Source organism: Luteimicrobium sp. NPDC057192 (assembly GCF_042670205.1).
In the GTDB taxonomy this organism is placed as follows: Bacteria; Actinomycetota; Actinomycetes; order Actinomycetales; family Cellulomonadaceae; genus Luteimicrobium.
The window spans coordinates 21,595-46,082 of record NZ_JBHUWD010000002.1 but is presented as its reverse complement, the minus strand read 5'-3'; the positions used below and the strand labels follow the sequence as shown (position 1 = coordinate 46,082).

Annotated in this window: 28 protein-coding genes; 12 read left to right on the top strand and 16 right to left on the bottom strand. The window is 73.4% G+C overall.

Translation table 11 applies throughout. The annotated features are described in order from the left end of the window. Window positions 1–30 precede the first annotated feature (30 nt). The 3 genes from glgC (at window position 31) to ACFT5B_RS01690 (ending at window position 2,734) form a co-directional block, all read left to right on the top strand. A complete protein-coding gene (gene glgC / locus ACFT5B_RS01700) occupies window positions 31–1,269 on the top strand; it encodes a glucose-1-phosphate adenylyltransferase (protein WP_386796243.1) in 1,239 nt (412 codons plus the stop codon). 38 nt (window positions 1,270–1,307) lie between these two features. Next, window positions 1,308–1,994 (top strand): phosphoserine phosphatase SerB, encoded by a 687-nt coding sequence (serB, locus tag ACFT5B_RS01695; protein WP_386796242.1) that lies wholly within the window; start codon window positions 1,308–1,310, stop codon window positions 1,992–1,994. Window positions 1,995–2,062: 68 nt separating this feature from the next. Then, window positions 2,063–2,734, top strand: coding sequence for a Type 1 glutamine amidotransferase-like domain-containing protein (locus tag ACFT5B_RS01690; RefSeq protein WP_386796241.1), 672 nt, complete (start codon window positions 2,063–2,065; stop codon window positions 2,732–2,734). A gap of 16 nt (window positions 2,735–2,750) precedes the next feature. Here ACFT5B_RS01690 and ACFT5B_RS01685 read toward each other — a convergent pair whose 3' ends face one another. The 3 genes from ACFT5B_RS01685 to ACFT5B_RS01675 form a co-directional block, all read right to left on the bottom strand. Beyond that, a complete protein-coding gene (locus ACFT5B_RS01685) occupies window positions 2,751–3,323 on the bottom strand; it encodes a SixA phosphatase family protein (protein WP_386796240.1) in 573 nt (190 codons plus the stop codon). A 14-nt stretch (window positions 3,324–3,337) separates the two neighbouring features. Further along, window positions 3,338–4,114 (bottom strand): enoyl-ACP reductase FabI, encoded by a 777-nt coding sequence (gene fabI, locus ACFT5B_RS01680; protein WP_386796239.1) that lies wholly within the window; start codon window positions 4,112–4,114, stop codon window positions 3,338–3,340. Window positions 4,115–4,216: 102 nt separating this feature from the next. Next, window positions 4,217–4,951: a beta-ketoacyl-ACP reductase gene (locus ACFT5B_RS01675; RefSeq protein WP_386796238.1), complete on the bottom strand. Its 735-nt coding sequence runs from the start codon at window positions 4,949–4,951 to the stop codon at window positions 4,217–4,219. 159 nt (window positions 4,952–5,110) lie between these two features. Here ACFT5B_RS01675 and ACFT5B_RS01670 point away from each other — a divergent pair, with 159 nt between their 5' ends. The 3 genes from ACFT5B_RS01670 to ACFT5B_RS01660 are packed head-to-tail and all read left to right on the top strand — an operon-like array spanning window position 5,111 to window position 6,821. Beyond that, on the top strand, window positions 5,111–5,548 hold the full coding sequence (locus ACFT5B_RS01670; RefSeq protein ID WP_386796237.1) for a DUF3099 domain-containing protein: 438 nt from the start codon (window positions 5,111–5,113) through the stop codon (window positions 5,546–5,548). Continuing rightward, window positions 5,545–5,811 (top strand): hypothetical protein, encoded by a 267-nt coding sequence (locus ACFT5B_RS01665; RefSeq protein ID WP_386796236.1) that lies wholly within the window; start codon window positions 5,545–5,547, stop codon window positions 5,809–5,811. Before ACFT5B_RS01670 ends, ACFT5B_RS01665 begins: the two co-directional genes overlap by 4 nt. After that, window positions 5,808–6,821 carry an SURF1 family protein gene (locus ACFT5B_RS01660; RefSeq protein WP_386796235.1) on the top strand — a complete coding sequence of 338 codons (1,014 nt, stop codon included), beginning with the start codon at window positions 5,808–5,810 and terminating at the stop codon, window positions 6,819–6,821. The genes ACFT5B_RS01665 and ACFT5B_RS01660 overlap by 4 nt, the downstream gene beginning before the upstream one ends. On the opposite strand, the gene ACFT5B_RS01655 is transcribed toward ACFT5B_RS01660, so the two are convergent. After that, window positions 6,794–8,392, bottom strand: coding sequence for an ABC-F family ATP-binding cassette domain-containing protein (locus tag ACFT5B_RS01655; protein WP_386796234.1), 1,599 nt, complete (start codon window positions 8,390–8,392; stop codon window positions 6,794–6,796). The genes ACFT5B_RS01660 and ACFT5B_RS01655 overlap by 28 nt on opposite strands. Before the next feature lie 88 nt (window positions 8,393–8,480). Here ACFT5B_RS01655 and ACFT5B_RS01650 point away from each other — a divergent pair, with 88 nt between their 5' ends. After that, window positions 8,481–9,356 carry a neutral zinc metallopeptidase gene (locus ACFT5B_RS01650; RefSeq protein WP_386796233.1) on the top strand — a complete coding sequence of 292 codons (876 nt, stop codon included), beginning with the start codon at window positions 8,481–8,483 and terminating at the stop codon, window positions 9,354–9,356. A 9-nt stretch (window positions 9,357–9,365) separates the two neighbouring features. On the opposite strand, the gene ACFT5B_RS01645 is transcribed toward ACFT5B_RS01650, so the two are convergent. After that, window positions 9,366–10,679, bottom strand: a complete 1,314-nt coding sequence (locus ACFT5B_RS01645; protein WP_386796232.1) for an Nramp family divalent metal transporter — start codon at window positions 10,677–10,679, stop codon at window positions 9,366–9,368. Between the two features lie 82 nt (window positions 10,680–10,761). On the opposite strand from ACFT5B_RS01645, the gene ACFT5B_RS01640 reads away from it, so the two are divergent. Then, a complete protein-coding gene (locus tag ACFT5B_RS01640) occupies window positions 10,762–11,766 on the top strand; it encodes a hypothetical protein (protein ID WP_386796231.1) in 1,005 nt (334 codons plus the stop codon). Between the two features lie 6 nt (window positions 11,767–11,772). Here ACFT5B_RS01640 and ACFT5B_RS01635 read toward each other — a convergent pair whose 3' ends face one another. The 11 genes from ACFT5B_RS01635 to ACFT5B_RS01585 all read right to left on the bottom strand — a co-directional run bounded on the left by ACFT5B_RS01635 (window position 11,773) and on the right by ACFT5B_RS01585 (window position 21,060). Beyond that, window positions 11,773–11,952: a hypothetical protein gene (locus ACFT5B_RS01635; protein WP_386796230.1), complete on the bottom strand. Its 180-nt coding sequence runs from the start codon at window positions 11,950–11,952 to the stop codon at window positions 11,773–11,775. A gap of 277 nt (window positions 11,953–12,229) precedes the next feature. Next, complete coding sequence (locus ACFT5B_RS01630; RefSeq protein WP_386796229.1) at window positions 12,230–13,522, bottom strand: MFS transporter; 1,293 nt, start codon at window positions 13,520–13,522, stop codon at window positions 12,230–12,232. 58 nt (window positions 13,523–13,580) lie between these two features. Further along, on the bottom strand, window positions 13,581–13,964 hold the full coding sequence (locus ACFT5B_RS01625) for a MarR family winged helix-turn-helix transcriptional regulator (protein WP_386796228.1): 384 nt from the start codon (window positions 13,962–13,964) through the stop codon (window positions 13,581–13,583). Window positions 13,965–14,164: 200 nt separating this feature from the next. Further along, window positions 14,165–14,545, bottom strand: coding sequence for a metal-sulfur cluster assembly factor (locus tag ACFT5B_RS01620; RefSeq protein WP_386796227.1), 381 nt, complete (start codon window positions 14,543–14,545; stop codon window positions 14,165–14,167). Continuing rightward, entirely contained in the window at window positions 14,542–15,048 is a 507-nt protein-coding gene (gene sufU / locus ACFT5B_RS01615) for a Fe-S cluster assembly sulfur transfer protein SufU (protein WP_386796226.1), read from the bottom strand. Before sufU ends, ACFT5B_RS01620 begins: the two co-directional genes overlap by 4 nt. Next, entirely contained in the window at window positions 15,048–16,385 is a 1,338-nt protein-coding gene (locus tag ACFT5B_RS01610) for a SufS family cysteine desulfurase (RefSeq protein ID WP_386796225.1), read from the bottom strand. The genes sufU and ACFT5B_RS01610 overlap by 1 nt, the downstream gene beginning before the upstream one ends. Window position 16,386: 1 nt before the next feature. Further along, window positions 16,387–17,151 carry a Fe-S cluster assembly ATPase SufC gene (gene sufC, locus ACFT5B_RS01605; protein ID WP_386796224.1) on the bottom strand — a complete coding sequence of 255 codons (765 nt, stop codon included), beginning with the start codon at window positions 17,149–17,151 and terminating at the stop codon, window positions 16,387–16,389. 38 nt (window positions 17,152–17,189) lie between these two features. After that, window positions 17,190–17,528 (bottom strand): non-heme iron oxygenase ferredoxin subunit, encoded by a 339-nt coding sequence (locus ACFT5B_RS01600; RefSeq protein ID WP_386796223.1) that lies wholly within the window; start codon window positions 17,526–17,528, stop codon window positions 17,190–17,192. Further along, on the bottom strand, window positions 17,525–18,748 hold the full coding sequence (sufD, locus tag ACFT5B_RS01595) for a Fe-S cluster assembly protein SufD (protein ID WP_386796222.1): 1,224 nt from the start codon (window positions 18,746–18,748) through the stop codon (window positions 17,525–17,527). Before sufD ends, ACFT5B_RS01600 begins: the two co-directional genes overlap by 4 nt. Before the next feature lie 99 nt (window positions 18,749–18,847). Further along, window positions 18,848–20,281 (bottom strand): Fe-S cluster assembly protein SufB, encoded by a 1,434-nt coding sequence (gene sufB, locus ACFT5B_RS01590; RefSeq protein ID WP_386796221.1) that lies wholly within the window; start codon window positions 20,279–20,281, stop codon window positions 18,848–18,850. Then, window positions 20,278–21,060, bottom strand: coding sequence for a helix-turn-helix transcriptional regulator (locus ACFT5B_RS01585; protein WP_386796220.1), 783 nt, complete (start codon window positions 21,058–21,060; stop codon window positions 20,278–20,280). Before ACFT5B_RS01585 ends, sufB begins: the two co-directional genes overlap by 4 nt. A 265-nt stretch (window positions 21,061–21,325) precedes the next feature. Here ACFT5B_RS01585 and ACFT5B_RS01580 point away from each other — a divergent pair, with 265 nt between their 5' ends. The 4 genes from ACFT5B_RS01580 (at window position 21,326) to ACFT5B_RS01565 (ending at window position 24,445) form a co-directional block, all read left to right on the top strand. Continuing rightward, complete coding sequence (locus ACFT5B_RS01580) at window positions 21,326–22,234, top strand: ABC transporter ATP-binding protein (protein WP_386796424.1); 909 nt, start codon at window positions 21,326–21,328, stop codon at window positions 22,232–22,234. Continuing rightward, complete coding sequence (locus tag ACFT5B_RS01575; RefSeq protein ID WP_386796219.1) at window positions 22,231–23,028, top strand: ABC transporter permease; 798 nt, start codon at window positions 22,231–22,233, stop codon at window positions 23,026–23,028. The genes ACFT5B_RS01580 and ACFT5B_RS01575 overlap by 4 nt, the downstream gene beginning before the upstream one ends. Before the next feature lie 59 nt (window positions 23,029–23,087). Continuing rightward, on the top strand, window positions 23,088–24,074 hold the full coding sequence (locus ACFT5B_RS01570) for a heme A synthase (RefSeq protein WP_386796218.1): 987 nt from the start codon (window positions 23,088–23,090) through the stop codon (window positions 24,072–24,074). Window positions 24,075–24,226: 152 nt separating this feature from the next. After that, the gene (locus ACFT5B_RS01565; protein WP_386796217.1) at window positions 24,227–24,445 is read left to right on the top strand and encodes a hypothetical protein; all 219 of its coding nucleotides are present in this window, start codon (window positions 24,227–24,229) and stop codon (window positions 24,443–24,445) included. Window positions 24,446–24,488 lie beyond the last annotated feature (43 nt).

Here is a 24,488-nt window from a genome sequence, read left to right as displayed (position 1 = left end):
CAGCCGGTGAAAAGACCGTAGGGTGCAGCCATGGCGACGAAGCGAGTCCTCGCGATCGTCCTCGCCGGTGGCGAGGGCAAGCGACTCATGCCCCTGACAGCGCAGCGGGCCAAGCCCGCGGTCCCCTTCGGGGGGATCTACCGGTTGGTCGACTTCGCGCTGTCGAACGTCATCAACTCGCGCTACCTCCACGTGATCGTGCTGACGCAGTACAAGTCGCACAGCCTCGACCGGCACGTCGCGAAGACGTGGCGCATGTCGACGCTGCTCGGCAACTACGTCGCGCCGGTCCCCGCGCAGCAGCGCGTCGGCAAGCACTGGTACCTCGGCAGCGCCGACGCGATCTACCAGTGCCTCAACATCATCGAGGACGAGCGACCCGACATCGTCGTCGTGGTCGGCGCCGACCACGTGTACCGGATGGACTTCTCCCAGATGGTCGACGCGCACGTCGCGTCGGGGGCGGAGTTCACGGTCGCGGGGATCCGGCAGCCGATCGCGCTCGCCGACCAGTTCGGCGTCATCGACGTCGACCCCGAGAAGCCGGGCCGCATCCGGGCGTTCCTCGAGAAGCCGAAGGACCCGGTCGGGCTGGCCGACTCCCCCGGCGAGGTCCTCGCGTCGATGGGCAACTACGTCGCCGACGCCGACGCCCTCGTCGAGGCCGTGACGCGCGACGCCGCGAACGAGGACTCCGCCCACGACATGGGCGGCGACATCGTGCCGTACTTCGTCGACCGCGGGACGGCCGGCGTGTACGACTTCATCGACAACGACGTGCCCGGCTCGACGGACCGCGACCGCAACTACTGGCGCGACGTCGGGACGATCGACGCGTACTTCGACGCCAACAAGGACCTCATCTCGATCAACCCGGTCTTCAACCTCTACAACGACGAGTGGCCGCTCTACACGGGGTACACGGGCCTGCCGCCGGCCAAGTTCGTGCACGCCGGTCCCGGCCGCCTCGGGCACGCCGCCGACTCGATCGTCTCCCCCGGCGTGCTCGTCTCGGGTGCGACCGTGGTCGGTTCCGTCCTGTCCCCCGGCGTCCACCTACACTCGTGGTCGTCCGTGTCGGACAGCGTCCTGATGGACGGCGTCCAGGTGCACCGCCACGCGCAGGTGCACCGCGCGATCCTCGACAAGAACGTCGTCGTGGGCGCGCGGGCGCGCATCGGTCTCGACCCGGACGCCGACCGCGCCCGCGGGTTCACCGTGACCGCGTCCGGCATCACGGTCGTCCCGAAGGGGACGGTCGTCGACTGAGTCCGCCGAGACCGCCGAGTTCTTCGAGGAGCCGACACGTGCCCGAGCCGCACGCGCCCGAGACCGCCCACCGTCGTCGCCTCCTCGTGATGGACGTCGACTCGACGTTCATCGAGCAGGAGGTCATCGAGCTCATCGCCGACCACGCGGGCACCCGCGAGCAGGTCGCCGCGGTGACCGAGCGCGCGATGCGCGGCGAGCTGGACTTCGCGGCGTCCCTGCGCGAGCGCGTCGCGACGCTCGAGGGCGTCCCCGTCTCCGCGCTCGACGACGTCCGGGCGTCGGCCACGCACACCCCGGGCGCGCGCGAGCTCGTCGCGGAGGCGCACCGGCGCGGCTGGGTCGTGGCGCTCGTGTCCGGGGGGTTCGCGGAGGTCGTCGAGCCGCTCGCGAGGGCGCTCGACATCGACCTGTTCCGCGCGAACCGCCTCGAGGTCGCGGGCGGCCGCCTCACGGGCCGGACGATCGGCCCCGTGATCGACCGCGCGGCCAAGGAGCGCGCGCTGCGCGAGCTCGCGGCGCAGCTCGAGATCCCGATGGCGGACACGGTCGCGGTGGGTGACGGCGCGAACGACCTCGACATGATCGGAGCGGCCGGGATCGGGATCGCCTTCCGCGCCAAGCCCGTCGTCAGGGAGCAGGCGCCGTACGCCGTCGAGGGGCGTCTCGACGAGGTCCTGGCCGTGGTCGACGCCGCCGCGCGCGGGGACGAGCCCTCCGCGTAGCGTCCGATGAGTCCGGGGCGCACCGGGAGTCTGCAGGGAGGTCAGCCCGCCCAGGTCCGGAGGTCGTCATGAAGCTCCTGCTCACGTCCGGTGGGGTCACGAACCCCACGATCCACGCGGCGCTCGTCGAGCTGCTCGGGCGACCCGTCGAGGAGTGCCGCGCGCTCGTCGTGCCGACCGCCCAGTGGGGCCACCCGATGTGCGGGCCGCAGTCGGTGCGCGGCCTCGTGGCCGCGGACCCCGGCTTCCGGTACTTCACGGGGCTCGGCTGGGCCTCGCTCGGTGTCCTCGAGCTGACGGCCCTCCCCACGATCGGCGCGGACCGCTGGGTCCCGTGGGTCCGGGAGGCCGACGTGCTCCTCGTGGACGGCGGGGACGCGACGTACCTGGCCCACTGGATGCGCGAGTCCGGCCTCGCGGACCTGCTGCCCTCGCTGCCCGACCTCGTGTGGGTCGGGGTGAGCGCCGGGAGCATGGTGATGACGCCCCGGATCGGGTCGTACTTCGTGGAGTGGCCCGCCGCCCCGGACGACACCGCCCTGGGCCTCGTCGACTTCTCGATCTTCCCGCACCTGGACGCGTTCCCGACCAACACCCTCGAGGACGCGGAGCGCTGGTCCGCGGACCTCGAGGGGCCGGCCTACGCGATCGACGAGCAGACCGCGATCAGCGTCGTCGACGGGACGGTGACGGTCGTCTCCGAGGGCCGGTGGGTCGAGCTCGGCGCAGCGCAGGCGTGACCTGCGCCGGCGTTGCTCAGCTCGCGGGCCGCCCCGCGTAGCGCAGGCTCGCGGTGCCGCGGTCCCAGTCGGACCACGCCGCGTCGGCCTCGAGCAGACCGTAGCCTCCGGTCGGCAGGCCGACGCGCGCGAGCGCGACGGCGGCCGCCTCGGAACCCGGCCCCGCGAAGAAGGCGGACGCGGCTCCCATGGTCGGCTCGTGGCCGACGACGAGGACCGTCCGGGCGGCGTCGGGCAGCTCGCGGACGACGGAGAGCAGGCCGCGCACCGTCAGCTCGTAGAGCGCGTCGTCGACCGTCACGCTCGGCACGGCGGGCAGCCGGCCCGCGACGAGGTCCCACGTCTGCCGGGTCCGCAGGGCCGACGAGCACAGCACGACGTCGGGCACGAGCCCGGACGCCGTGAGCGTGAGCCCGACCTCCGTCGCCTGGGCCCGGCCCCGCAGCGCCAGCGGGCGTGCGTGGTCGGGGCCCGACCCGGCGGGCTCCGCCTTGGCGTGGCGGAGCAGGACGAGGCGACGCGCGTCACCGGACGTCCCGCCGGGGGCGTCGGTGGCGCGCGTCTGCTCGTGGGGCTCGGTGCCCGTCACGCGGCGGACCTCACTCAGGAGCCCATCGCGTGGAAGCCGCCGTCCACGTGCACGATCTCGCCGGTGGTCGCGGGGAACCAGTCGGACAAGAGCGCGGCGATCGCGCGGCCCGCGGGCTCCGCGGTCGAGTTGTCCCAGCCGAGCGGGGCGCGCTCGGGCCACTCGGCGTCGAGCTTCTCGAAGCCGGGGATCGACTTCGCGGCGACCGTCTTGATGGGGCCGGCCGAGACGAGGTTGACGCGGATGTTGTCCGGGCCCAGGTCACGCGCGAGGTAGCGGGCGGTCGACTCGAAGGCCGCCTTGGCGACGCCCATCCAGTCGTACACCGGCCAGGCGAGCGTCGCGTCGAAGGTCAGGCCGACGATCGACCCGCCGGGCGTGCCGTCCTTGAGCAGCTGCTGCGTGGCCACGGCGAGGGACTTCAGCGAGAACGCCGAGATCTCGAGCGCGGTCGCGACGTCGGGCCACTCGCCCGAGAGGAAGTTGCCGCCCATCACGGACTGGGGGGCGAAGCCGATCGAGTGCACGACGCCGTCGAGCGAGTCGACGTGCTCGCGCACGGAACCGTCGAGGTTGGCGAGGTCTTCAGCGCTCTGCACGTCGAGCTGGAGCACCGGCGCCTCGGCCGGCAGACGCTTGGCGATCGCCTGCGTCAGCTTGGCCTGGCGGCCGAACGAGGTGAGCAGGACGGTGGCGCCCTCCTCCTGCGCGAGACGCGCGGCCTGGAACGCGATCGAGGCGTCCGTGAGGACTCCCGTCACGAGGATCTTCTTGCCGTCGAGCAGGCCCATCGGTGTCCTTTCTCAGGGGCTCGACCCGAGCGTACCGGGGGGTGCCCGGCCGGGCAGGGTCGAACGAGGTCGTCGGGGTGGTGGTGGGGTCGGGTGCCGGTGTCAGTGGCCCATGCCGAGGCCGCCGTCGACCGGGATGACGGCTCCGTTGATGTAGGCCGCGTCGTCGGACGCGAGGAACGCGACCGCGCCGGCGACCTCCTGCGCCGCGCCGTAGCGGCCCGCGGGGATCTGGCCCTTGATCTCGGCCTGCCGGTCCTCGGTCAGCTCCGCCGTCATCGCGGTCTCGATGAACCCGGGCGCGACGACGTTCGCCGTGATGCCCCGTCCGCCGAGCTCGCGCGCGATCGAGCGCGCCATGCCGACGAGCGCCGCCTTCGACGACGCGTAGTTGACCTGGCCGGGCCCGCCGTAGAGGCCGACGACGGAGGAGATCAGGACGATGCGCCCGCGACGCAGGCGGATCATGCCCTTCGACGCACGGCGCACGCAGCGGAAGGTGCCGGTGAGGTTGACGTCGAGGACGTCGGTGAAGTCCTCGTCACGCATGCGCAGCAGCAGGCCGTCCTTGGTGACTCCCGCGTTCGCGACCAGCACCTCGACCGGGCCGAGCTCGTTCTCGATCGCGGTGAACGCGGCGTCGACGGCGTCCGTGTCGCGCACGTCGGCGACCGCGCCGAAGACGCCGTCGGGCAGGTCACCTCCGCGGTAGATCGTGGCGACCCGGTCGCCCTGCGCGACGAAGCGCTCCGCGATGGCGCGGCCGATGCCGCGGTTCGCGCCGGTGACCAGCACCGTGCGCGGCGCGGGGGTCACGTCGTTCGTCGTCTCGCTCACTGCTGCTCCGCTCGCTCGGGGGGATCGGCTGAAGGCCGCCACACAACCTATCCCGTCCGCGCACGTCGGAGCGCTGCCGCCGCGCGCACGGAGCCCCACCCGCTTTTGTGCGGTCTCCACAAGCCCGACGCTCCCAGGCGCCGCACCTAGACTGGGTCGGTGAGCAGGACGCCAGGGCACGACCCGCACGAGGCGAACGACGACGAGGTCGTCTCCATCACCTCGGCACCCGAGTCACGGCACGACGAGCAGTCGCGCCGAATGCGGGTCTACGCCATCCAGATGACGGTGCGCGTCCTCTGCTTCGTCGGGGCGATCCTCGTCCCGAGCTGGCCGGTCCGGATCGTCCTCATCGTCGGCGCCGTGGTCCTGCCGTACACGGCCGTGATCTTCGCGAACGCGAGTGGCCAGCGCCGTGCGTCCGACTCCGTGGGCATGGAGTACCGCGGCCTGGAGCAGGGCGCGGAGGAGCCGCCGCGCCCCGCCATCGCCCCCGGGATCGTCGTCGAGCAGCCCGCCGAGCCCGCGGACGAGACCGACGACGACGCGTCGGACGACCCGCAGCGCTCGCAGCACCACCGAGGGGACGCCGCATGACCGCCGACCCGCAGGCCGACGCCGTCGGCGACCTCGTGTGCAGCGCGAAGGGCTGCCGCGACGAGGCCGCGTGGGGGCTCCTGTGGAACAACCCCCGGCTCCACACCCCCGAGCGCCGCAAGGTGTGGCTCGCGTGCGACGCGCACCGGCAGAGCCTCGCCGAGTTCCTCGAGCTGCGCGGGTTCCTGCGCGACGTGGTGCCCGCGGCCGAGCTCGACCGGCTCGAGGACGCCGCGCCCGGCGCCCCGGGAGCGGGCGCATGAGCGAGGTCCGCGGCGCCCGCACGCGCCGCCAGTGGGTCGTGCTTGCGGTCGGCGCCGTCCTCCTGGCCCTCGTGTGCCTGCTCGCGGCGAAGTGGCAGTGGTCGCGCTACGACCTGCACAAGGCCCAGGCCGAGCAGCTCACGTCCGCGTACGGGGCGGACCCCGTGCCCGTGGCCGACCTGCTGCCCGCGCCCGGCGAGCCGCTGCCCGCCCACGACGTCTGGCGCTCCGTCACCGCCCGAGGCCACTACGAGCCCGACCGCACCGTGCTGCTGCGCAACCGTCCGGTGGACGGCGGCGCCGTCTTCCACGTGCTCGTGCCGTTCGTGGTGGACGCTCCCGGCACTCCCGTCGACGGCGTGGTGCTGGTCGTGAACCGGGGCACGGTGCCGCTGTCGTCGAGCGGCGCCGAGCGGCCCACCGACGTGCCCGCCCCGCCGTCCGGCGAGGTCACGCTCGTCGCCAGGCTGCGCGCCGACGAGCCCGCCCCCACGAAGTCAGCGCCCGCGGGCCAGGTCCAGTCGATCTCGACGGACGCCGTCCTCGCGGCCGCCCAGGGCGGCGGCTCGTGGGCCGACGGTCGGACCACCGCCGCGTACGGCGTCATGAGCTCCGAGGACCCGGCCGCGGCCGACGCGATCAACCCGCTGCCCGCCCCCGACCCGCCCGACCCGGACACGAACCTGTCATACACGGTGCAGTGGCTGATCTTCGCCGTCGGGATGGTCGCCGCGTACGCCGTGCTGTGGCGCCGCGAGCGCGGCCCGAAGCTCACCGCGGGCGACCTGCTCGCGGGGTACGACGACGTCGACGCCGCCCGCGCCGCGCGTCAGGAGGCCAAGCGGTCCGCCCGACCGAAGAAGACCAGCCTCGAGGACGAGGAGGACGCGATCGTCGACGCGCAGCTCACCGCGGACCGTTGGGCCGCCGGCGAGGACGCCACCGCCGACGACGCACGGCCCGACGGAGCCGGCTCGGACGCTCAGGCCAGGGAGACGAGCTCCGCGTAGCCGTCGTTCCAGAGGTCCTCGTCGCCGTCCGGGAGCAGCAGGACGCGCTCCGGGGTCAGCGCCTCGACGGCCCCGTCGTCGTGGGTCACCATGACGACGGCGCCCTCGTAGGAGCGCAGCGCACCGAGGATCTCCGCGCGCGAGGCGGGGTCCAGGTTGTTGGTCGGCTCGTCGAGCAGGAGGACGTTCGCGGACGACACGACGAGCGTGGCGAGCGCGAGCCGCGTCTTCTCGCCGCCGGAGAGCACCCGGGTCGGCTTGTCCGCGTCGTCGCCGGAGAACAGGAACGAGCCGAGGACCGACCGTACCTGGGTGTCGGTGAGGTCGGGGGCCGCGTGCCGCAGGTTCTCGACCACGCTCACGTCGAGGTCCAGGGTGTCGTGCTCCTGGGCGTAGTAGCCGAGCTTGAGGCCGTGGCCCGCCAGGACCTCGCCCGTGTCCGGGGACTCGACGCCCGCGAGCATGCGCAGGAGCGTCGTCTTGCCGGCACCGTTGAGGCCCAGGATCACCACGCGGCTGCCGCGGTCGATCGCGAGCGAGACGTCGGTGAAGACCTCCTGCGACCCGTACGCCTTGGACAAGCCCGACGCGGTGAGCGGCGTCTTGCCGCACGGCGCGGGCGTCGGGAAGCGCAGGTGCGCGACCTTGTCGCTCGCGCGCTCGCCCTCGAGCGAGCCGAGCATCTTCTCGGCCCGGCGGATCATGTTCTGTGCCGCGACGGCCTTCGTCGCCTTGGCGCGCATCTTCTCGGCCTGGGCCATGAGCGCGCCGGCCTTCTTCTCGGCGTTCGCCCGTTCGCGGCGGCGGCGGCGCTCGTCCGACTCGCGCTGCTGCAGGTAGGCGTCCCAGCCCATCGCGTACGTGTCGATGACGGACCGGTTCGCGTCGAGGTAGAGCACCCGGTTGACGGTCGCGCGCAGCAGCTCGACGTCGTGGCTGATCACGATGAAGCCGCCCGAGTACGACTTGAGGTAGTCGCGGAGCCAGATGATCGAGTCGGCGTCGAGGTGGTTGGTGGGCTCGTCGAGGAGCAGCGTGCCGACGCCCGAGAACAGGATGCGGGCGAGCTCGATCCGGCGGCGCTGGCCGCCCGACAGGGTCCGCATCGGCTGGTTGAGGATCCGCTCGTCGAGCCCGAGGTTGGCGGTGATGCGCTCGGCCTCGGACTCCGCCGCGTACCCGCCGGCGGCGAGGAACCGCGCCTCGAGCTTCGGGTACCGGTCGAGCGCGGCCACCATCGTGTCGGCGTCGGCGCTCGCCATCTCGCCCTCGGTCTGGCGCATGCGGCGCACGAGGTCGTCGAGGCCTCGCGCGGACAGGACCCGGTCCATGGCCCGCTGGTCGAGGTCTCCCGTGCGCGGGTCCTGCGGCAGGTAGCCGACCTCGCCCGAGCGCACGATCTGGCCGCCGGTGGGCTGGGTCTCGCCCGCGAGCGTCTTCGTCAGGGTCGTCTTGCCGGCGCCGTTGCGGCCCACCAGCCCGACACGGTCGCCGGGGCCGACGCGGAAGGAGGCGTCCTCGAGGAGGACGCGTGCGCCGACGCGCAGCTCGACGTTCTGGGCTGAGATCACGACGGACCATCCTACGGGCGCGGCGCGCTCACCCTCGAAGCGACGGCCCGGCAGGTGACACGCGTCACGTCGCCCTACCGTGGTTCCCATGACCTTCAACAGCGGCTCCCAGCTCGACCCGGACCGGGTCCAGCGCCGGGGCCCCGGCAAGGGTGCCGCCGTCGGGGGCGGCATCGGTGCCCTCGTCGTCGCGCTGCTCGCTGCGCTCATGGGGACCGGCACGATCGACCTGTCGTCGTTCACCGAGCAGGACCCGTCCGCGAACGCGCAGGCCGACACGACGTGCCTCACGGGCGCCGACGCCAACCAGAGCGCGGAGTGCCGGTACGTCGCGACGATCGAGTCTCTGGACTCCTACTGGACGCAGACGCTCCCGGCCCAGGCCGGCGTCCGGTACACGAAGCCGGGCGCGGTGAGCTTCAGCGGGTCGACGTCGTCGCCGTGCGGCACCGCGAGCGCCGCGACCGGGCCGTTCTACTGCCCGTCGGACCAGACGGTGTACCTGGACGTGGGCTTCTTCGACCAGCTGACCAGCCAGTACGGGTCGAGCGGCGGTCCGCTCGCGCAGGAGTACGTCGTCGCTCACGAGGTCGGCCACCACATCCAGGACCTCACGGGCGTGCTCGACCGGTCGGGGGGCCAGCAGGTGGGCGCGGGCGAGGGGTCGGTGCGCACGGAGCTCATGGCCGACTGCCTGGGCGGGATGTGGGCGCGGGGTGCCGCGACCACGCTCGACGCGTCGGGCACGACGTTCCTCGAGCCGCTCACGGAGCAGGACATCGCCGACGCGCTGTCGGCGGCCGCGGCGGTCGGGGACGACCGGATCCAGCAGGCCGCGTCGGGACAGGTGGACCCCGACTCGTGGACGCACGGCTCGAGCGCGCAGCGGGACGCGGCGTTCCGGCTCGGCTACCAGACGGGCCGGTACGACCAGTGCGCGCGGATCCTCACCGAGCAGCTCTGAGCGCGCAGCTCAGGCGCCGAGCACGAGCAGCGCGACGTTGAGACCGACGATGAGGACGGCGCAGGTCCAGCCGCCGACCCGCATCCACGCGCCGTCGGCGAACTCGCCCATGACGTCGCGGCGGCCCGTGAGCCACAGGAGCGGGACGAGCGCGAACGCGATGCCGAAGCTCAGCACCACCTGGCTCACGACGAGCGCCCACGTCGGCTCGACGCCGCCCCCGAGCAGGAGGAGTGCGGGCACGAGCGTGACGACGCGCCGTGCGACGAGCGGGATGCGGACGTGCAGCAGCCCACCCATGATGACGGCTCCCGCGTAGGCGCCGACCGACGTCGACGCGAGCCCCGACGCGAGCAGCCCGACCGCGAAGACCACGCCGACCACGGGTCCGAACGCGCCCACGATCGCCGCGTGCGCCCCCTCGATCGTGTCGGTGCCGTCCACGCCCTGGAGGTTGGTCGCGGCGACGAGCAGGAGCGCGATGTTGACCGCCCCCGCGAGGACGAGCGCCGACACGACGTCCCACCGGGTCGCACCGAGCAGCAGGCGGGTGCGGCGGCCGTCGGGACGCTCGCGGACGACGGCGCCGCCCGCTCCCGTGCTCACGGCGGGCACGTGCCGGTCGCGGGCGAGCGCGGAGTGGAGGTAGATCGCGTGCGGCATCACGGTCGCGCCGAGCATGGACGCGGCGACGACGACGGAGTCGGCGCCGTCGAACCGGGGCACGAGCCCGCCGAGGACGGCGCCCGGCGCGGGCGGCGAGATCACGAGCGCGGTGACGAACCCGATCGTGATGACTGCGAGGAGCGCGACGACCGCGGCCTCGAAACGCCGCTGCCCCCGGCCCTGCACGGCGAGCAGCCCGAGCGAGACGACGCCCACGATCACGCCCCCGACGACGAGCGGCAGCCCGAACAGGAGGTGCAGGGCCAGCGCTCCCCCGACGACCTCCGCGACGTCGGTCGCCGCGGCGACCACCTCGGCCTGCAGCCAGAACGCGATGCGCCGCCCTCGGGGGAGCCGGTCGCCGAGCAGCTCGGGCAGCGAGCGCCCCGTGACGATCCCGAGCCTCGCCGACTGGTACTGGACGAGCACGGCCATCGCGTTCGCGAGCACGAGCACCCACACGAGGAGGTAGCCGTAGCGCGCTCCCGAGGTGATGTTCGCGGCCACGTTCCCGGGGTCGACGTAGGCGATCGCCGCGACGAACGCGGGACCGAGGAGCGGCAGCAGGCCGCGACCCAGCCGGGCGCGGGCGGGGCTCGGCCGGACGCCGGCGGTGGGTTCGGAAGCCGGGGTGGTGGCGGTCCGGTCGTCTGGCACTCCTCCATCTTAGTGGCACCGCAGGACGAAGTTCGGATATGCGAACTCGGCGTGTGGCGCCGGACGGGAGCAGGCTGGGACCGTGACCCCACGCAGCACGGACGACGACACCGCTTCGTCGGATCCGACAGCGGGCGGCGTGCCGGCCGCGCTGCTCGACGAGCTCTACGGGCTCCCGCTCGACGAGTTCGTGGCGGCGCGCGACGCCGCAGCCCGGTCGGCGCGCCCGGACGACCGGCCCCTCGCGCGACGGATCGCCGCCCTCTCGAAGCCCACGGTCGCCGCGTGGGTCGTCAACCAGGCCGCACGGACCGTGCCGCACGCCGTCGACGCCGTCGCGGCGATCGGAGACGAGCTGCGCGCCGCGAGCGCCACGGGCGACCGGGAACGGCTCGTCGCGCTCGACAAGGAGCGGCGCCGGGTGCTCGACGCCGTGCTCGCGGGGGTCGCGGACACCGTCCGGCCGGGCGGGCGCGCCGCGTCGGAGGCGACGTTGCGCTCGGTGCGGGACACGTTCGTCGCCGCGGTCGCCGACCCCGGTGCCGCGGCAGCGGTCCGGGCCGGGCACCTCGCGCGCGGCCTCGAGCACGTCGGCTTCGGGCTCGTCGACGAGGCGGGCGAGCCGGTCGAGCTCGACACCGCACCGCTGGAGCCGCCCGCCCCCCGCCGCCCGGGCAAGGAGGCCGGCCGGACGGGGCCCGCGTCTCCCGACGACGAGGCGGAGCCGGAGGCGGACGCGGCTGCGCAGGCGGACGCCGACCGCGCGGTGGACGACGCCGCGGCGGAGCTCGACCGGGCCGAGGAGGCGCTCGACGACGCCCGGACCGCGCAGGCCCGGGCGCAGCAGGCGGCGGCAGAGGCGGCGGACGCGCTCGAGCGGGCGCACACCACGGTGGCGGACCTCGAGGCCGACCTCGCGCGTGCCCGGGACGAGCAGGAGGAGCTGGCCGCCGCGGCGACGCACGCCCACGACGCCCTGTCGGGCCTCGACGACGACGTCGCCCGGCTCGAGGACGAGGTCGCGACGGCCGAGGAGAACGCGACGGCCGCGCGGCGGCGGCGCCGCGCCGGGCGCCGGGCGCCCTGACCCGCGTCACATGTCGCAGCGGCACAGGCCGTTGTACTCGACGACCTCCTCGCCGTCGGCGGCCCACCGCGCCGCCTCCTCGCGGGTGGCGAAGCTGCGGGGCGCGAGCCGGCCGTTCGCCATGAGGACACCGATCTCGATCTCCTCGCGGAGGTCGTCGGGCTCGGTGTGGTCGTCCGGGGTCATGGCATCCTCCGTCCGCGTCGGTGGGCCGTCGAAGGCTCTCTCCCCACCGTAGGCCCGGGCAGGGGTACGCGGAAGGCACACGGGGAGCACGGGGTCATCCCTCATCGACCACTGCCCGCCGTTGCCGCCCCCGCCCGGGCCGCCGACGCCGAGCTCGCCGTCGGGCCACGCCGTCCGGCGAGGTCGCGAAGAACGTCGACGCCTCCTGGCCGTGACGCAGGCGACGCCCGGAGGCAGGTGCCTCCGGGCGTCGTCACGAGCCGAGCTCCGGCGCGCGTCAGTCGGCGTCCGCGAGCTCGAGGACCTCGGCCTCTTCCACCGTGCCGTGCGAGGGCACGGGCGCACTGCCGACGAAGCGACGGAACAGCGTGAGCACGATCAGCGCGACCACCGTGACGCCGGCGCCCAGGACGAAGGCGCCCTGGAACGTGTGCTCGGCCACCTTCCCCGCGACGTACGCGCCGACCGCGCCGCCGAAGAAGCGCACGAACGAGTAACCGGCCGAGGCGACCGGGCGCGGCACGGGGGCCGCGCCCATCACCAGGGTGGTCACGGTGGTGTTCATGATGCCGAGGAACAGGCCGCTCGCGACGAGGCAGGCGACGATGCCCCACGGCTGTCCGCCGCTGACACCGTCGGTGGTGTTGCCCTGGGAGAAGACGGCCATGAGGGCGAGGCAGGCCGCGAAGCCGACGAGGCCGACCACGATCGCGGCGAACGTGCCGACCCGGTTCTCGAGCCAGCTCGAGCCCCAGATCGACATCACCGCGAGGCAGATGCCCCAGCCGAAGAAGACCCAGCCGACCTGCGCGGCACCGAAGTGGGTGGAGCCGAGCGCCAGCGGGTACGGGGCGACGGCCATCAGCACGAACATGCCGAAGTTGTAGAGCAGCGCCGTGACGGCGACGACCAGGAGACCCGGGTACTTCAGCGCCTTGATCGGGTCGGCGACGGAGACCTTGTGCGCGGGCTTCGGGGTCGCGGGCAGGAAGAACAGGGTCGCGACCAGGCCGATCGCCATCAGGACGGCCACGCCGAAGAACGGCCCGCGCCACCCGATGTGCTCGCCGAGCTGCCCGCCGACGATCGGGCCGAGGCCGATGCCGATGCCCAGCGCGGACTCGTAGAGGAGGATCGCCTTCTTGAGCGGGCCCTTGGCCAGGCTCGTGATCGTGGCCAGCGAGGTGGCGATGAACAGGGCGTTGCCGAGCCCCCAGAACGCCCGAGCCCAGATGATCCCGGCGACGCTGTTCATCAGCCCGCCGAGCGCGGAGAACACCACGATGATCGCCAGGCCGCTGATCAGCGTCCACTTCACGCCGATCCGCGAGCTCACCCACCCCGTGATGAGCATGGCCACCGCGGTCACGACCAGGTAGGAGGTGAAGAGCAGCGACACCTGTCCGGAGGTGGCGTCCAGGTCCTTGGCGATCGACGTCAGGATCGGGTCGACCAGGCCGAGGCCCATGAACGACACGACGCAGGCGAAGGCGACCGCCCACACCGCTCGAGGCTGTTTGAGGAGGGAGCCCTGGGGTTCGGCGACCTTGGTCTCTACCGTTGTCATCATTACCTTTTCTCGTTGGTTCTTCCGTGGTCCGGGGCGCGCCGCCGACGGACCGCTCGCCTCAGGGCCCGACCACCGCGTCCACGAGCCGGTCGAGCGCCGGGAGCGCGGCCGCGATCGCGACACGGTCCCCGTCGTCGAGCCGCCCGAGGGCCTCGTCGAAGAGCGCGGCTCGCTGCGCACGCCGGGCACCGATCACGGCGCGACCCGGGTCGCTGATCGCGACGAGCACCGCCCGACGGTCGTCGCCGTCGACCGCCCGGTCGACCAGCCCGTCCTGCTCGAGCCGGCCGACGAGCTGCGACATCGACGGCTGCGAGACGCCTGCCGCGTGAGCCATGTCGGTGACGCGCGACGGGCCGCTGCGCGCGAGCCGGTAGAGCACGGACGCCGCCGTCGAGGACAGGTCCCCGGCGGTCGACATCTCGCGCGTGAGACGCAGCACCCGCTCGAGCGTGGCAGCCAGATCGGCCCCGCGGACATGCGCCCCGCTTTGTTGCTCCACAACACAGTTATAACATAGTGTGCCTATGCATCGGGCCTCGAACCCCACCCGCTCCGTGGCACGCCGCGGGCCCGGGTACGAGGCGAGGCCCCGCCCGGTGGTCCGGGCGGGGCCTCGCGTGGTCGGCCGAGGTACGGGGCTCAGACGTTGAAGCCCAGGGCCCGCAGCTGCTCGCGACCGTCGTCGGTGATCTTCTCCGGGCCCCACGGCGGCATCCAGACCCAGTTCACGCGGAACCCGGTGACGACGTCCTCGAGCGCCTGCGCGGACTGGTCCTCGATCATGTCCGTGAGCGGGCACGCGGCCGACGTCAGGGTCATGTCGATCACGGCGTGGTTGTTCTCGTCGACCGTCACGCCGTAGATGAGGCCCAGGTCGACGACGTTGATCCCGAGCTCGGGGTCGATGACGTCGCGCAGCGCCTCCTCGATCTCCTCGACGGTGGCCGGGGTGGCGGCCGCGGCCGCCTCGGGCGTCACGGCCGGCGCGCCCGCGGGCGCGTTCTCGGCGTCGGTCGTCATGATTCCTCCTGGGAAAGGTCCTGGGTGGCGGACGCGGCGCCCGCCTTCGCGAGCGCGTCCCGCAGCGCTGCCCAGCCGAGCAGCGCGCACTTGATCCGCGCGGGGAACTGCGAGACGCCGGTGAACGCCGTCGCGTCGCCGAGCGCGTCCTCGAGGCTCTCGTCGAGCCCCTTGCCCTGCGACGCCATGAGCGCCCGGAACGTCTCGCCGAGCTGTTCGGCCTCCTCGGCGCTCCGGCCCGTCACGAGGTCCGTGAGCACCGACAGCGAGGCCTGCGAGATGGAGCAGCCCTGGCCGTCCCAGCTCACCTGTTCGACCGTGGTGCGTCCGTCGGCGGACAGGGCGACGCGCAGCGTCACCTCGTCGCCGCAGGTGGGGTTCACCTGGTGCGACTCGCCGTGCGGGTGCCCGGCGGCGTCCGCGACCGCGAGGCCACGACCGTGCGCCGACCGTGCATGGTCGAGGATGACCTGCTGGTAGAGCTGTTCGAGCTGGTTCGTCATCACGCTCCCTCCGCACCGAAGAACGCCCGGACCCCCGCCAGGGCTTCCCGGAACGCCGCGACCTCGTCGGGCGTCGTGTAGACCGACGCGGACGCGCGCGCCGTCGCCGCGACCCCGAACCGGCGGTGCAGCGGCTGCGCGCAGTGGTGGCCCACGCGCACCGCGATGCCGGCGGCGTCGAGCACCTGCCCGACGTCGTGCGCGTGCACGCCGTCGACGACGAACGACACGATCGCGAGCCGCTCCCCGACCGCGCCGGGCTCGGCCGGGCCGATCACCCGGACGCCCGGGATCTCGGCGATCTTGAGCAGCTCGCGCGCGAGCTCGTGGTCGTGCGCGGCGACCGCGTCCATCCCGAGCTCGCCGAGGTACTGCGCGGCAGCGCCGAGCGCGACGGCCTGCGCCACCGGCTGGGTCCCGGCCTCGAACCGCTGCGGCGGCGGGGCGAACGTCGTCTCGGCCATGGTCACGACCTCGACCATCGACCCGCCCGTGAGGAACGGAGGCAGGGCCTCGAGCAGCTCGCGGCGCCCGTAGAGCGCACCGACGCCCGTCGGGCCGAGCATCTTGTGGCCCGAGAACGCGGCGAAGTCCACGCCGAGCGCGTGCAGGTCGACCGGCAGGTGCGGCACCGACTGGCACGCGTCGAGGACCGTCAGCGCGCCGACCTCGCGCGCCCGCGCGACGAGCGGGGCCACCGGGGTCACGGCGCCCGTGACGTTCGACGCGTGGGTGAACGCGAGCACGCGCGTCCGGTCGGTCACGACGTCGGCGGCCTGCTCCACGCGGACGCGGCCGGAGTCGTCGACCTCGAGCCACCGCAGGACGGCACCCGTGCGGGCGGCGAGCTCCTGCCACGGCACGAGGTTCGCGTGGTGCTCGGCCTCGGTGACGACGATCTCGTCGCCGGGCGCGAGCGCGAACCGCCGTGCGGCGGCGCCACCCCGCCCCGCGGTCGCGTTGCCCATCGCGTACGCGACGAGGTTGATCGCGGCGGTGGCCCCGGAGGTCCACACGAGCTCGCCCTCGTCGGCCCCGACGAACGCCGCGACGTCGGCACGGGCCCGCTCGAACGCCTCGGTGGCCTCCTCGGCCAGGTGGTGCGCGCCGCGGTGCACGGCCGCGTTGCGCTGCAGGTAGAAGTCCTGCTCGGCATCGAGCACCGGGTCGGGCTTCTGGCTCGTCGCCCCCGAGTCGAGGTAGACGAGCGGGCGCCCGCCGCGCACGGTGCGCCCGAGCAGCGGGAAGTCCGCCCGGACCGCCGCCAGCTCGGCGTCGGTCAGGCGCACCCCGGCCGACGGCGCGGGCGCGCCGTGCGTGGTGGACGACGTGGGCATGTCAGGCGACCGTCCCGGCGGGCAGGAAGCGGTCGTAGCCCTCGTTCTCGAGGCGGTCGGCCAGCTCCGGGCCACCCTCCTCGGCGACGCGACCGTCAACGAACACGTGCACGAAGTCGGGCTTGATGTAGCGCAGGATGCGCGTGTAGTGCGTGATGAGCAGGACGCCCAGGTCCGTCGCCTCGTGCGCGCGGTTCACGCCCTCGGACACGATGCGCAGCGCGTCGACGTCGAGGCCCGAGTCGGTCTCGTCGAGCACCGCGAAGCGCGGCTTGAGGAGCTCGAGCTGGAGGATCTCGTGGCGCTTCTTCTCGCCGCCGGAGAAGCCCTCGTTGACCGAGCGCTCGGCGAACGCGGGGTCCATGCGGAGGTTCGCCATCGCGGACTTGACGTCCTTGACCCACGTGCGCAGCGCGGGCGCCTCGCCGTCGATCGCGGTCTTCGCGGTGCGGAGGAAGTTCGACACCGACACGCCGGGGACCTCGACCGGGTACTGCATGGCGAGGAACAGGCCGGCACGGGCGCGCTCGTCGACGGTCATCGCGAGGACGTCCTCGCCGTCGAGCGTGACGGTGCCGGACGTGACCTGGTACTTCGGGTGGCCCGCGAGCGAGTAGGCGAGCGTGGACTTGCCCGAGCCGTTGGGGCCCATGACGGCGTGGATCTCGCCGCTGCCGATCGTCAGGTCGACGCCGCGGAGGATGGCCTTGGGGCCCTCCTTCGTCTCGACGCTGACGTGCAGGTCGCGGATCTCAAGAGTGGACATCGGGGGTGGCTCCTCGGGGGTGATGCGGTCTGGGGTGGTCAGTTGACCCGGACGTCGACGTCGACGAGCACCTGCTCGCCGTCGACCGTCACGGGGTAGACGGGCACGGGGCGGATCGCGGGCAGCGACAGCGGCTGGCCGGTGTTGAGGTCGAACGTCGAGCCGTGCAGCCAGCACTCGACGGTGCAGCCCTCGACCTCGCCGTCGGACAGCGAGACCTGCCCGTGCGAGCAGATGTCGGAGATCGCGTGCCAGTCGCCGTCCTCGTCACGGACGACGGCGACCTCGACCAGGGCGCCGTCGGCGCCCGGCAGCTCGACGCGCAGAGCCTCGGCGGGCTCCAGCGCGTCGACACGGCACGCGAGCTGTGCGGTCACGCCTGCTCCGGCTCGCCGGTCGCGGGCGTGACGGCCAGCTCCTTCTCGATCGACGCGAGCAGGCGCTCCTCCACGCTCGGCACGCCGATCTCACGGACGAGCTCAGCGAAGAAGCCGTGCACGACGAGCCGGCGCGCCTCGATCTCCGGGATGCCGCGCGACTGCAGGTAGAAGAGCTGCTCGTCATCGAAGCGACCGGTCGCGGACGCGTGGCCCGCGCCCTCGATCTCGCCGGTCTCGATCTCGAGGTTCGGCACCGAGTCGGCGCGCGCGCCCGGCGTGAGGACCAGGTTGCGGTTCAGCTCGTAGGTGTCGGTGCCCTCGGCCTCGGCCCGGATCAGGACGTCGCCGACCCACACGGCGTGCGCGCCGTCGCCCTGCAGCGCGCCCTTGTACGTGGCGCGCGAGCGGGCCCGGGGCGTCGCGTGGTCGACGAACAGGCGGTGCTCCTGGTGCTGGCCCGCGTCCGTGAAGTACGCGCCGACGAGCTCGAGGTTCGCGCCCTCGCCCTCGAGGCGGGCGTTCACGGGGATGCGGACGAGCGCGCCGCCGAACGTCATGACGACGTGCTTGAGCGTCGCGTCCTTGGCGAGCCGCAGGTCGTTCTCGGCGAGGTGGACGGCGTCGTCGTCCCAGTCCTGGATCGAGACGAACGTGACGTGCGCACCCTCGGCGACGTCCACGCTGAGCTGCGCGGAGTAGGTCGCCGAACCGGTGTGCGTGACGACGACGGCGACCTCGGCGTTCGCGCCGACCTCGACGAGGACCTGGCCCCAGACGAGGTCGCCCGCGCCCGCGCCGGCGAGGTCGACGACGAGCGGCTCGGTCGACGCGAAACCGGCCGGGACCGAGAGCAGGACGGCGTCGCCCGCGAGGCTCGAGGCGCCCGCGGCCGGCAGGTCGGCGGGCGCGAGCACGGCGCGCTCACGCGCCTCGGCCGGCGTGAGCGTGGTCAGCGTGACGCCCTCGGGGAGCGACGTCGTGGCCTGCAGCCGCGCGTCGGACGCCTCGGCGCTGAAGACGCGCTGGAGGCGCGCGAGCGGCGTGAAGCGCCACTCCTCCTCGCGGCCCGTGGGCACGGGGAAGTCGGCGACGTCGAACGAGGTGAGACGCTCGGCGCGGTCGCGCTCGGGGACACCGGCGCCGGGGACGCCGTGGCTGTGAGCGCCGTCGAGCCGGGCGCGGCTGTGGTCGGTGGACAGGTCGGTCGAGGTGGTCACGACGAAGGGCTCCGGAGGTTCAGGGAGGGACGGGACGAGCGGCGCGGGAGCCGCGGGAGGGCGACGCGGCCGCCCCGGCGGGGGCGGCCGCGGGCGGCGTCAGCCGACCGAGCCCTCCATCTGCAGCTCGATGAGGCGGTTGAGCTCGAGCGCGTACTCCATGGGCAGCTCCCGGGCGATGGGCTCGATGAAGCCGCGCACGATCGTCGCCATGGCCTCGGTCTCCTCCAGCCCGCGGGACATCAGGTAGAAGAGCTGGTCCTCGCTCACCTTGGAGACCGTGGCCTCGTGCCCCATCTCGACGTCGTCGACGCGCACGTCGACGTAGGGGTAGGTGTCGGACCGGGAGATCGTGTCCACGAGCAGCGCGTCGCACAGCACGTTCGACTTGGAGTTGTGGGCGCTGTCCATGACCTGCACGAGGCCGCGGTAGGACGAGCGGCCACCGCCGCGCGAGACCGACTTGGAGATGATCGAGCTCGACGTGTGCGGCGCGAGGTGCACCATCTTCGAGCCCGTGTCCTGGTGCTGCCCCTCGCCCGCGAAGGCGATCGAGAGGGTCTCGCCCTTGGCGTGCTCGCCCATGAGGTAGACGGCCGGGTACTTCATGGTGACCTTGGAGCCGATGTTGCCGTCGACCCACTCCATGGTCCCGCCCTCGGCGACCGTCGCGCGCTTGGTCACGAGGTTGTACACGTTGTTCGACCAGTTCTGGATGGTCGTGTAGCGCACGCGGGCGTTCTTCTTCACGACGATCTCGACGACCGCGGAGTGCAGCGAGTCCGACGAGTAGATCGGGGCGGTGCAGCCCTCGACGTAGTGCACGTAGGAGCCCTCGTCCGCGATGATCAGCGTCCGCTCGAACTGGCCCATGTTCTCCGTGTTGATGCGGAAGTAGGCCTGGAGCGGGATCTCGACGTGCACGCCCGGGGGCACGTAGACGAACGAGCCGCCCGACCACACGGCGGTGTTGAGCGAGGCGAACTTGTTGTCGCCCGACGGGATGACCGTGCCGAAGTACTCCTCGAAGATCTCCGGGTGCTCGCGCAGGGCGGTGTCGGTGTCGAGGAAGAGCACGCCCTGGGCCTCGAGCTGCTCGTTGATCTGGTGGTAGACGACCTCGGACTCGTACTGCGCGGCGACGCCCGCGACGAGGCGCTGCTTCTCCGCCTCCGGGATGCCGAGCTTGTCGTAGGTGGCCTTGATGTCCGGGGGCAGGTCGTCCCAGGTCGCGGCCTGCTTCTCGGTCGACCGCACGAAGTACTTGATCGAGTCGAAGTCGATGCCGGACAGGTCGGCACCCCAGTGCGGCATGGGCTTCTTCTCGAAGAGCCGCAGGGCCTTGAGGCGCGTCTTCAGCATCCACTCGGACTCGTTCTTGAGCTCCGAGATGTTCCGCACGACGTCCTCCGAGAGGCCGCGGCGCGCGCTCGCACCGGCGTCGTCGGAGTCGTGCCAGCCGTACCCGTAGCCACCGATCTCGGCGATGATCTCGTCGTCGGTGCGGCGGGTGTCCTGGGTGGGGGCGCTCATCTGCTTCCTTCCGCGTGGGGCGGGGTGACGTGCTCGGAGGTCCGTCCGGCCGGGGTTCCGGTGGCGGGACGGGGTGCGGTCGTCGCCGGGGCGACGACGGGGACGTTGGTGGTGCACACGTGCCCGCCCGCGGCCAGCGTGGCCAGGCGTTGCGTGTGCGTGCCGAGGAGCTCGGTGAAGACCTGGGCCTCCGCCTCGCACAGCTCGGGGAACTCGGCGGCGATCTGCTGGACCGGGCAGTGGCCCTGGCACAGCTGGACGAGGCGGACGCTCGCACCGGGAAGACCGACGGGCCGCACGCTCGCGGCGTAGCCGTCGGAGGCGAGCAGCGCGGCCAGCTGCTCGACCCGCCCGGCGACGTCGGGCGCGTCGACGCCCTCGCGGTACCGCTCGGCCATGCCGGCGAAGCGCTCGGCGGCGAACGTCTCGACGGCCTCGGGACCGACGTGGTCGCGCAGGAAGCGCAGGGCCGCGCTGGCGAGCTCGGGGTACTCCCCCGCCATCCGCGACTGGCCCTGGCGGGTCGCCACGTAGCGGCGGGCGGGACGGCCGCGCTGCGCCTTGCCGGGACCGTGCACGCCCGCGTCGTGGACGACGATCAGGCCGTCCTCCTCGAGGCACGCCAGGTGGCGCCGCACGCCGGCGGACGTGAGGCCGAGGTCGGCGGCCAGGCTCGCGGCGCTGACGGGGCCCTCGGACGCGATCAGGGCGAGCACCCGCTCACGGGTCGAGGCGTCCTGGTCGGACGGGTCCTGCACACGCACCTGCGTCGTCGCCACCGGTCACCTCCCTCACCCTTGCCCAGACGTTAGGAAACATCTTCGTTGCCAAAATCGGCCGGTGCAAGCAAGGTCCGCCTTACGTGACGAGACGAACACAGGATCAGCACCCCATGGTCCCGGTCCCGGCCCGGGCGGTCAGGCTCGCCTCCTACACTGGGCCCTCGTGCCCCGCACCCCCGCGACCGACCCCGCCGCGAGCGCCCGGCCCACCCGCACCTCGGACGCGGGCGGCGCCGACCGGACGCCACCCGGCGACGTCGCGCTGCGCGTGGACGGGCTGGTCAAGCGTTACTCCGGCACCGCCGTCGTCGACGGGCTCTCGCTCGTCGCGCGCCGCGGCGCCGTCACCGCCGTCCTCGGCCCCAACGGCGCGGGCAAGACGACCACCGTCGAGTGCTGCGAGGGCCTGCGCTCCCCCGACGCCGGCACGGTCCGCGTCCTGGGCCTCGACCCCGTCGCCGACGCCGCGGCGCTGCGGCCCCGCGTCGGCGTCATGCTGCAGGACGGCGGCCTCCCGACGGGAGTGCGCGCCCTGGAGATGCTCGAGCACGCCGCCCGCATGTACGCGGACCCGCGCGACGTCGGCGAGCTGTCCGAGCGCCTCGGCCTCGGGTCGTTCGGGCGCACGACGGTCCGGCGCCTGTCCGGCGGTCAGCGACAGCGCCTCGCTCTCGCGGTCGCCGTCGTCGGGCGGCCCGAGCTCGTGTTCCTCGACGAGCCGAGCGCCGGCATGGACCCGCAGTCGCGGCGCGCCGTGTGGGAGCTCGTCGCCGAGCTCCGCGCCGACGGCGTCGGGGTCGTCCTGACCACCCACCTCATGGACGAGGCCGAGTCCCTCGCCGACGACGTCGTGATCGTCGACCGCGGGAAGGTCATCGCCGAGGGCTCCGTGCGGGAGCTCGTCACCGACGGCACGGCAGGCGGACGCGAGCACGAGCAGACCCTGCGCCTCGAGGCGCCGCCCGGGCTTCCGGCCGACCTGCTGCCCGGCCTGGAGCTGCGCGAGCGCGCCCCCGGCCAGTATGTGACCAAGGGCGTCGTCGAGCCGGGCACGCTCGTCGCGCTCACCCAGGCCCTCGCGGCCCGCGACGTGCTCGCGTCCCGGGTCAGCGTCGGGCGCCGCACGCTCGAGGACGTCTTCCTCGACCTCACGGGGAGGAACCTGCGATGAGCACCCCCGCCGGCACCGCGCTCCGGCCCGCGGCCGGGACGCCGCACGCGGGCGCCGCGCCCGCGTGGCGCCGCGTCGCCGCCCAGGCCGCGTTCGAGACCCGCGCGATCCTGCGCAACGGCGAGCAGCTCCTCGTCACCGTCCTGCTCCCGCTGTTCCTGCTCGTCGGGCTGGACCGCGTGCACGCGGTCGAGCTCGACACGGCCGGCGCGAGCCGGATCGACTTCGTCACCCCGGGCGTGCTGGCCGTCGCCGTGATGTCGACGGCGTTCACCTCGCAGGCGATCGCGACCGCGTTCGACCGGCGCAACGGCGTCCTGCGGCTCATGGCGACGACGCCGCTCGGCCGCGGCGGCCTGCTCGCCGGCAAGGTGCTGGGGGTGCTCGCCGTCGAGGTGGTGCAGGCCGTGGTGCTCGTGCTCGCGGCGCTCGTGCTGGGGTGGCACCCCGCGCCGTCCGGCATCGCCCTGGCCGTCGTGGCCGGCCTCCTCGGGACGGCCGCGTTCACCTCGCTCGCCCTGCTCGTCGCGGGAACCCTGCGCGCCGAGGGCGTCCTCGCCGTCGCGAACCTCCTGCTCGTGCTGCTCATCGTCGCGGGTGGCGTGCTCGTCCCGCCCGCGCACCTCGCGACCGGGTGGGGCCACGTCGCCGCGCTCCTGCCGTCCGGGGCGCTGGGCGACGCGATGCGCGGCGCTCTCCTCGACGGCTCGATCCCCCTCGGACCGGTCGTCGTGCTGCTCGTGTGGACCGTCGTGCTGGGATGGGCCGCGCGCCGGTGGTTCCGGTGGCAGTGAGCCGAACACCACAGGCCGGGGATTCCGGGGAGCGACCCGCCGTCCCGTACCGTGGACGCGTGAGCACCGCCACCCGCGTCGATGACGCCGCCGCGCCTGCGCCCGGCGCACTCACCCGCGTCCTCGACCGTCTCGGTGCGTGGGCACGCCCCGCCCTGATCGCGAACCTCCTCGGGCAGATGGCGATCATCGTCACGGGCGGGTTCGTCCGGCTCACCGGCTCGGGCCTCGGCTGCGAGACGTGGCCCGAGTGCCACCCCGGCAGCTTCACGCCCGTCCGGCACGCCGAGACCGGGTATCACCAGGCGATCGAGTTCGGCAACCGCATGGTGACGATCGTGCTGTGCGTCATCGCCGCGTACGTCGCGGTCGTCGTGTGGCGCCGCCGCGACCGCGCCCGGTCGGTGCGCTGGCTCGGCCTCGCGCCGCTCCTCGGCGTCGTCGCGCAGGCCGTGATCGGCGGGATCGTCGTCCTGTTCGACCTGCCTCCCACGCTCGTCGGGGTGCACCTGCTCGTCTCGATGACACTGGTCTGGCTCTCGATGCTCCTGCTCGTGCGCTGGGGCGAGGCCGACACCCCGCCGCACCGCGTCGTGGACCCGGGGACGTGGAACCTGTCGCGCGCTCTCGGCGCCGTTCTCGTGCCCGTGCTGGTGCTGGGCGTCGTGGTCACGGGCGCGGGACCGCACGGGGGCGACGACGTGCACGCCGACCGCCTCTCGTTCGACCCGGAGGTCGTGGCCCGGCTGCACGCCGGCGTGGTCTGGCTCTTCCTGGTCCTGCTCGCGTGGCTGCTCTGGCGCACCCACCGGTTCCCCACTCCCCAGCGCGTGCGGCGCGGGCTGCTCGTGGTGCTCGGCGTGACCCTGCTCCAGGGCGTCGTCGGCTACGTCCAGTACTTCACGGGCCTGCCCATCGGCCTCGTCGCGATCCACATGCTCGGCGCCGCGAGCCTCACCGCTGCGACGACGTGGGCGCTGCTGACCATGCGCGAGCGCGAGCCCGAGACCGTCGCCCCCCAGGGTGCGCTCCCGTCGCCGAGCTGACCGAGATCGTCGCGCGGGCGCCCGCCCGACGACGATCTGCGTCGGTTCAACGGGCGGCCATCGACGGACGGCCCGCGAAACCGGCCACCACGTCGCCACCCGAGCGACGGACGTCGTCGAGCACACGTGACGGAGCCGCTAGGCTCCGGGCCATGGCCTCCCGCGACCCGCGCACCCTGACCGTCCTCGGCAACGCCTTCACCTGCCGCACGTGCGGCGCCGACCGGTTCTACCAGCGCGAGATCAAGCTCCAGACGACGGGACTCACGTTCTTCGACCTCGACTGGCTGAACCGCTCCGCCGACGGCGCGATCTGTGCGACGTGCGGGTTCGTGCACACCTTCGCGGGCGACGCGCACCAGTGGGGCTGACCGCCACCCGACCTGTCAGAACCTCACAGCACCCTGCTGCCGT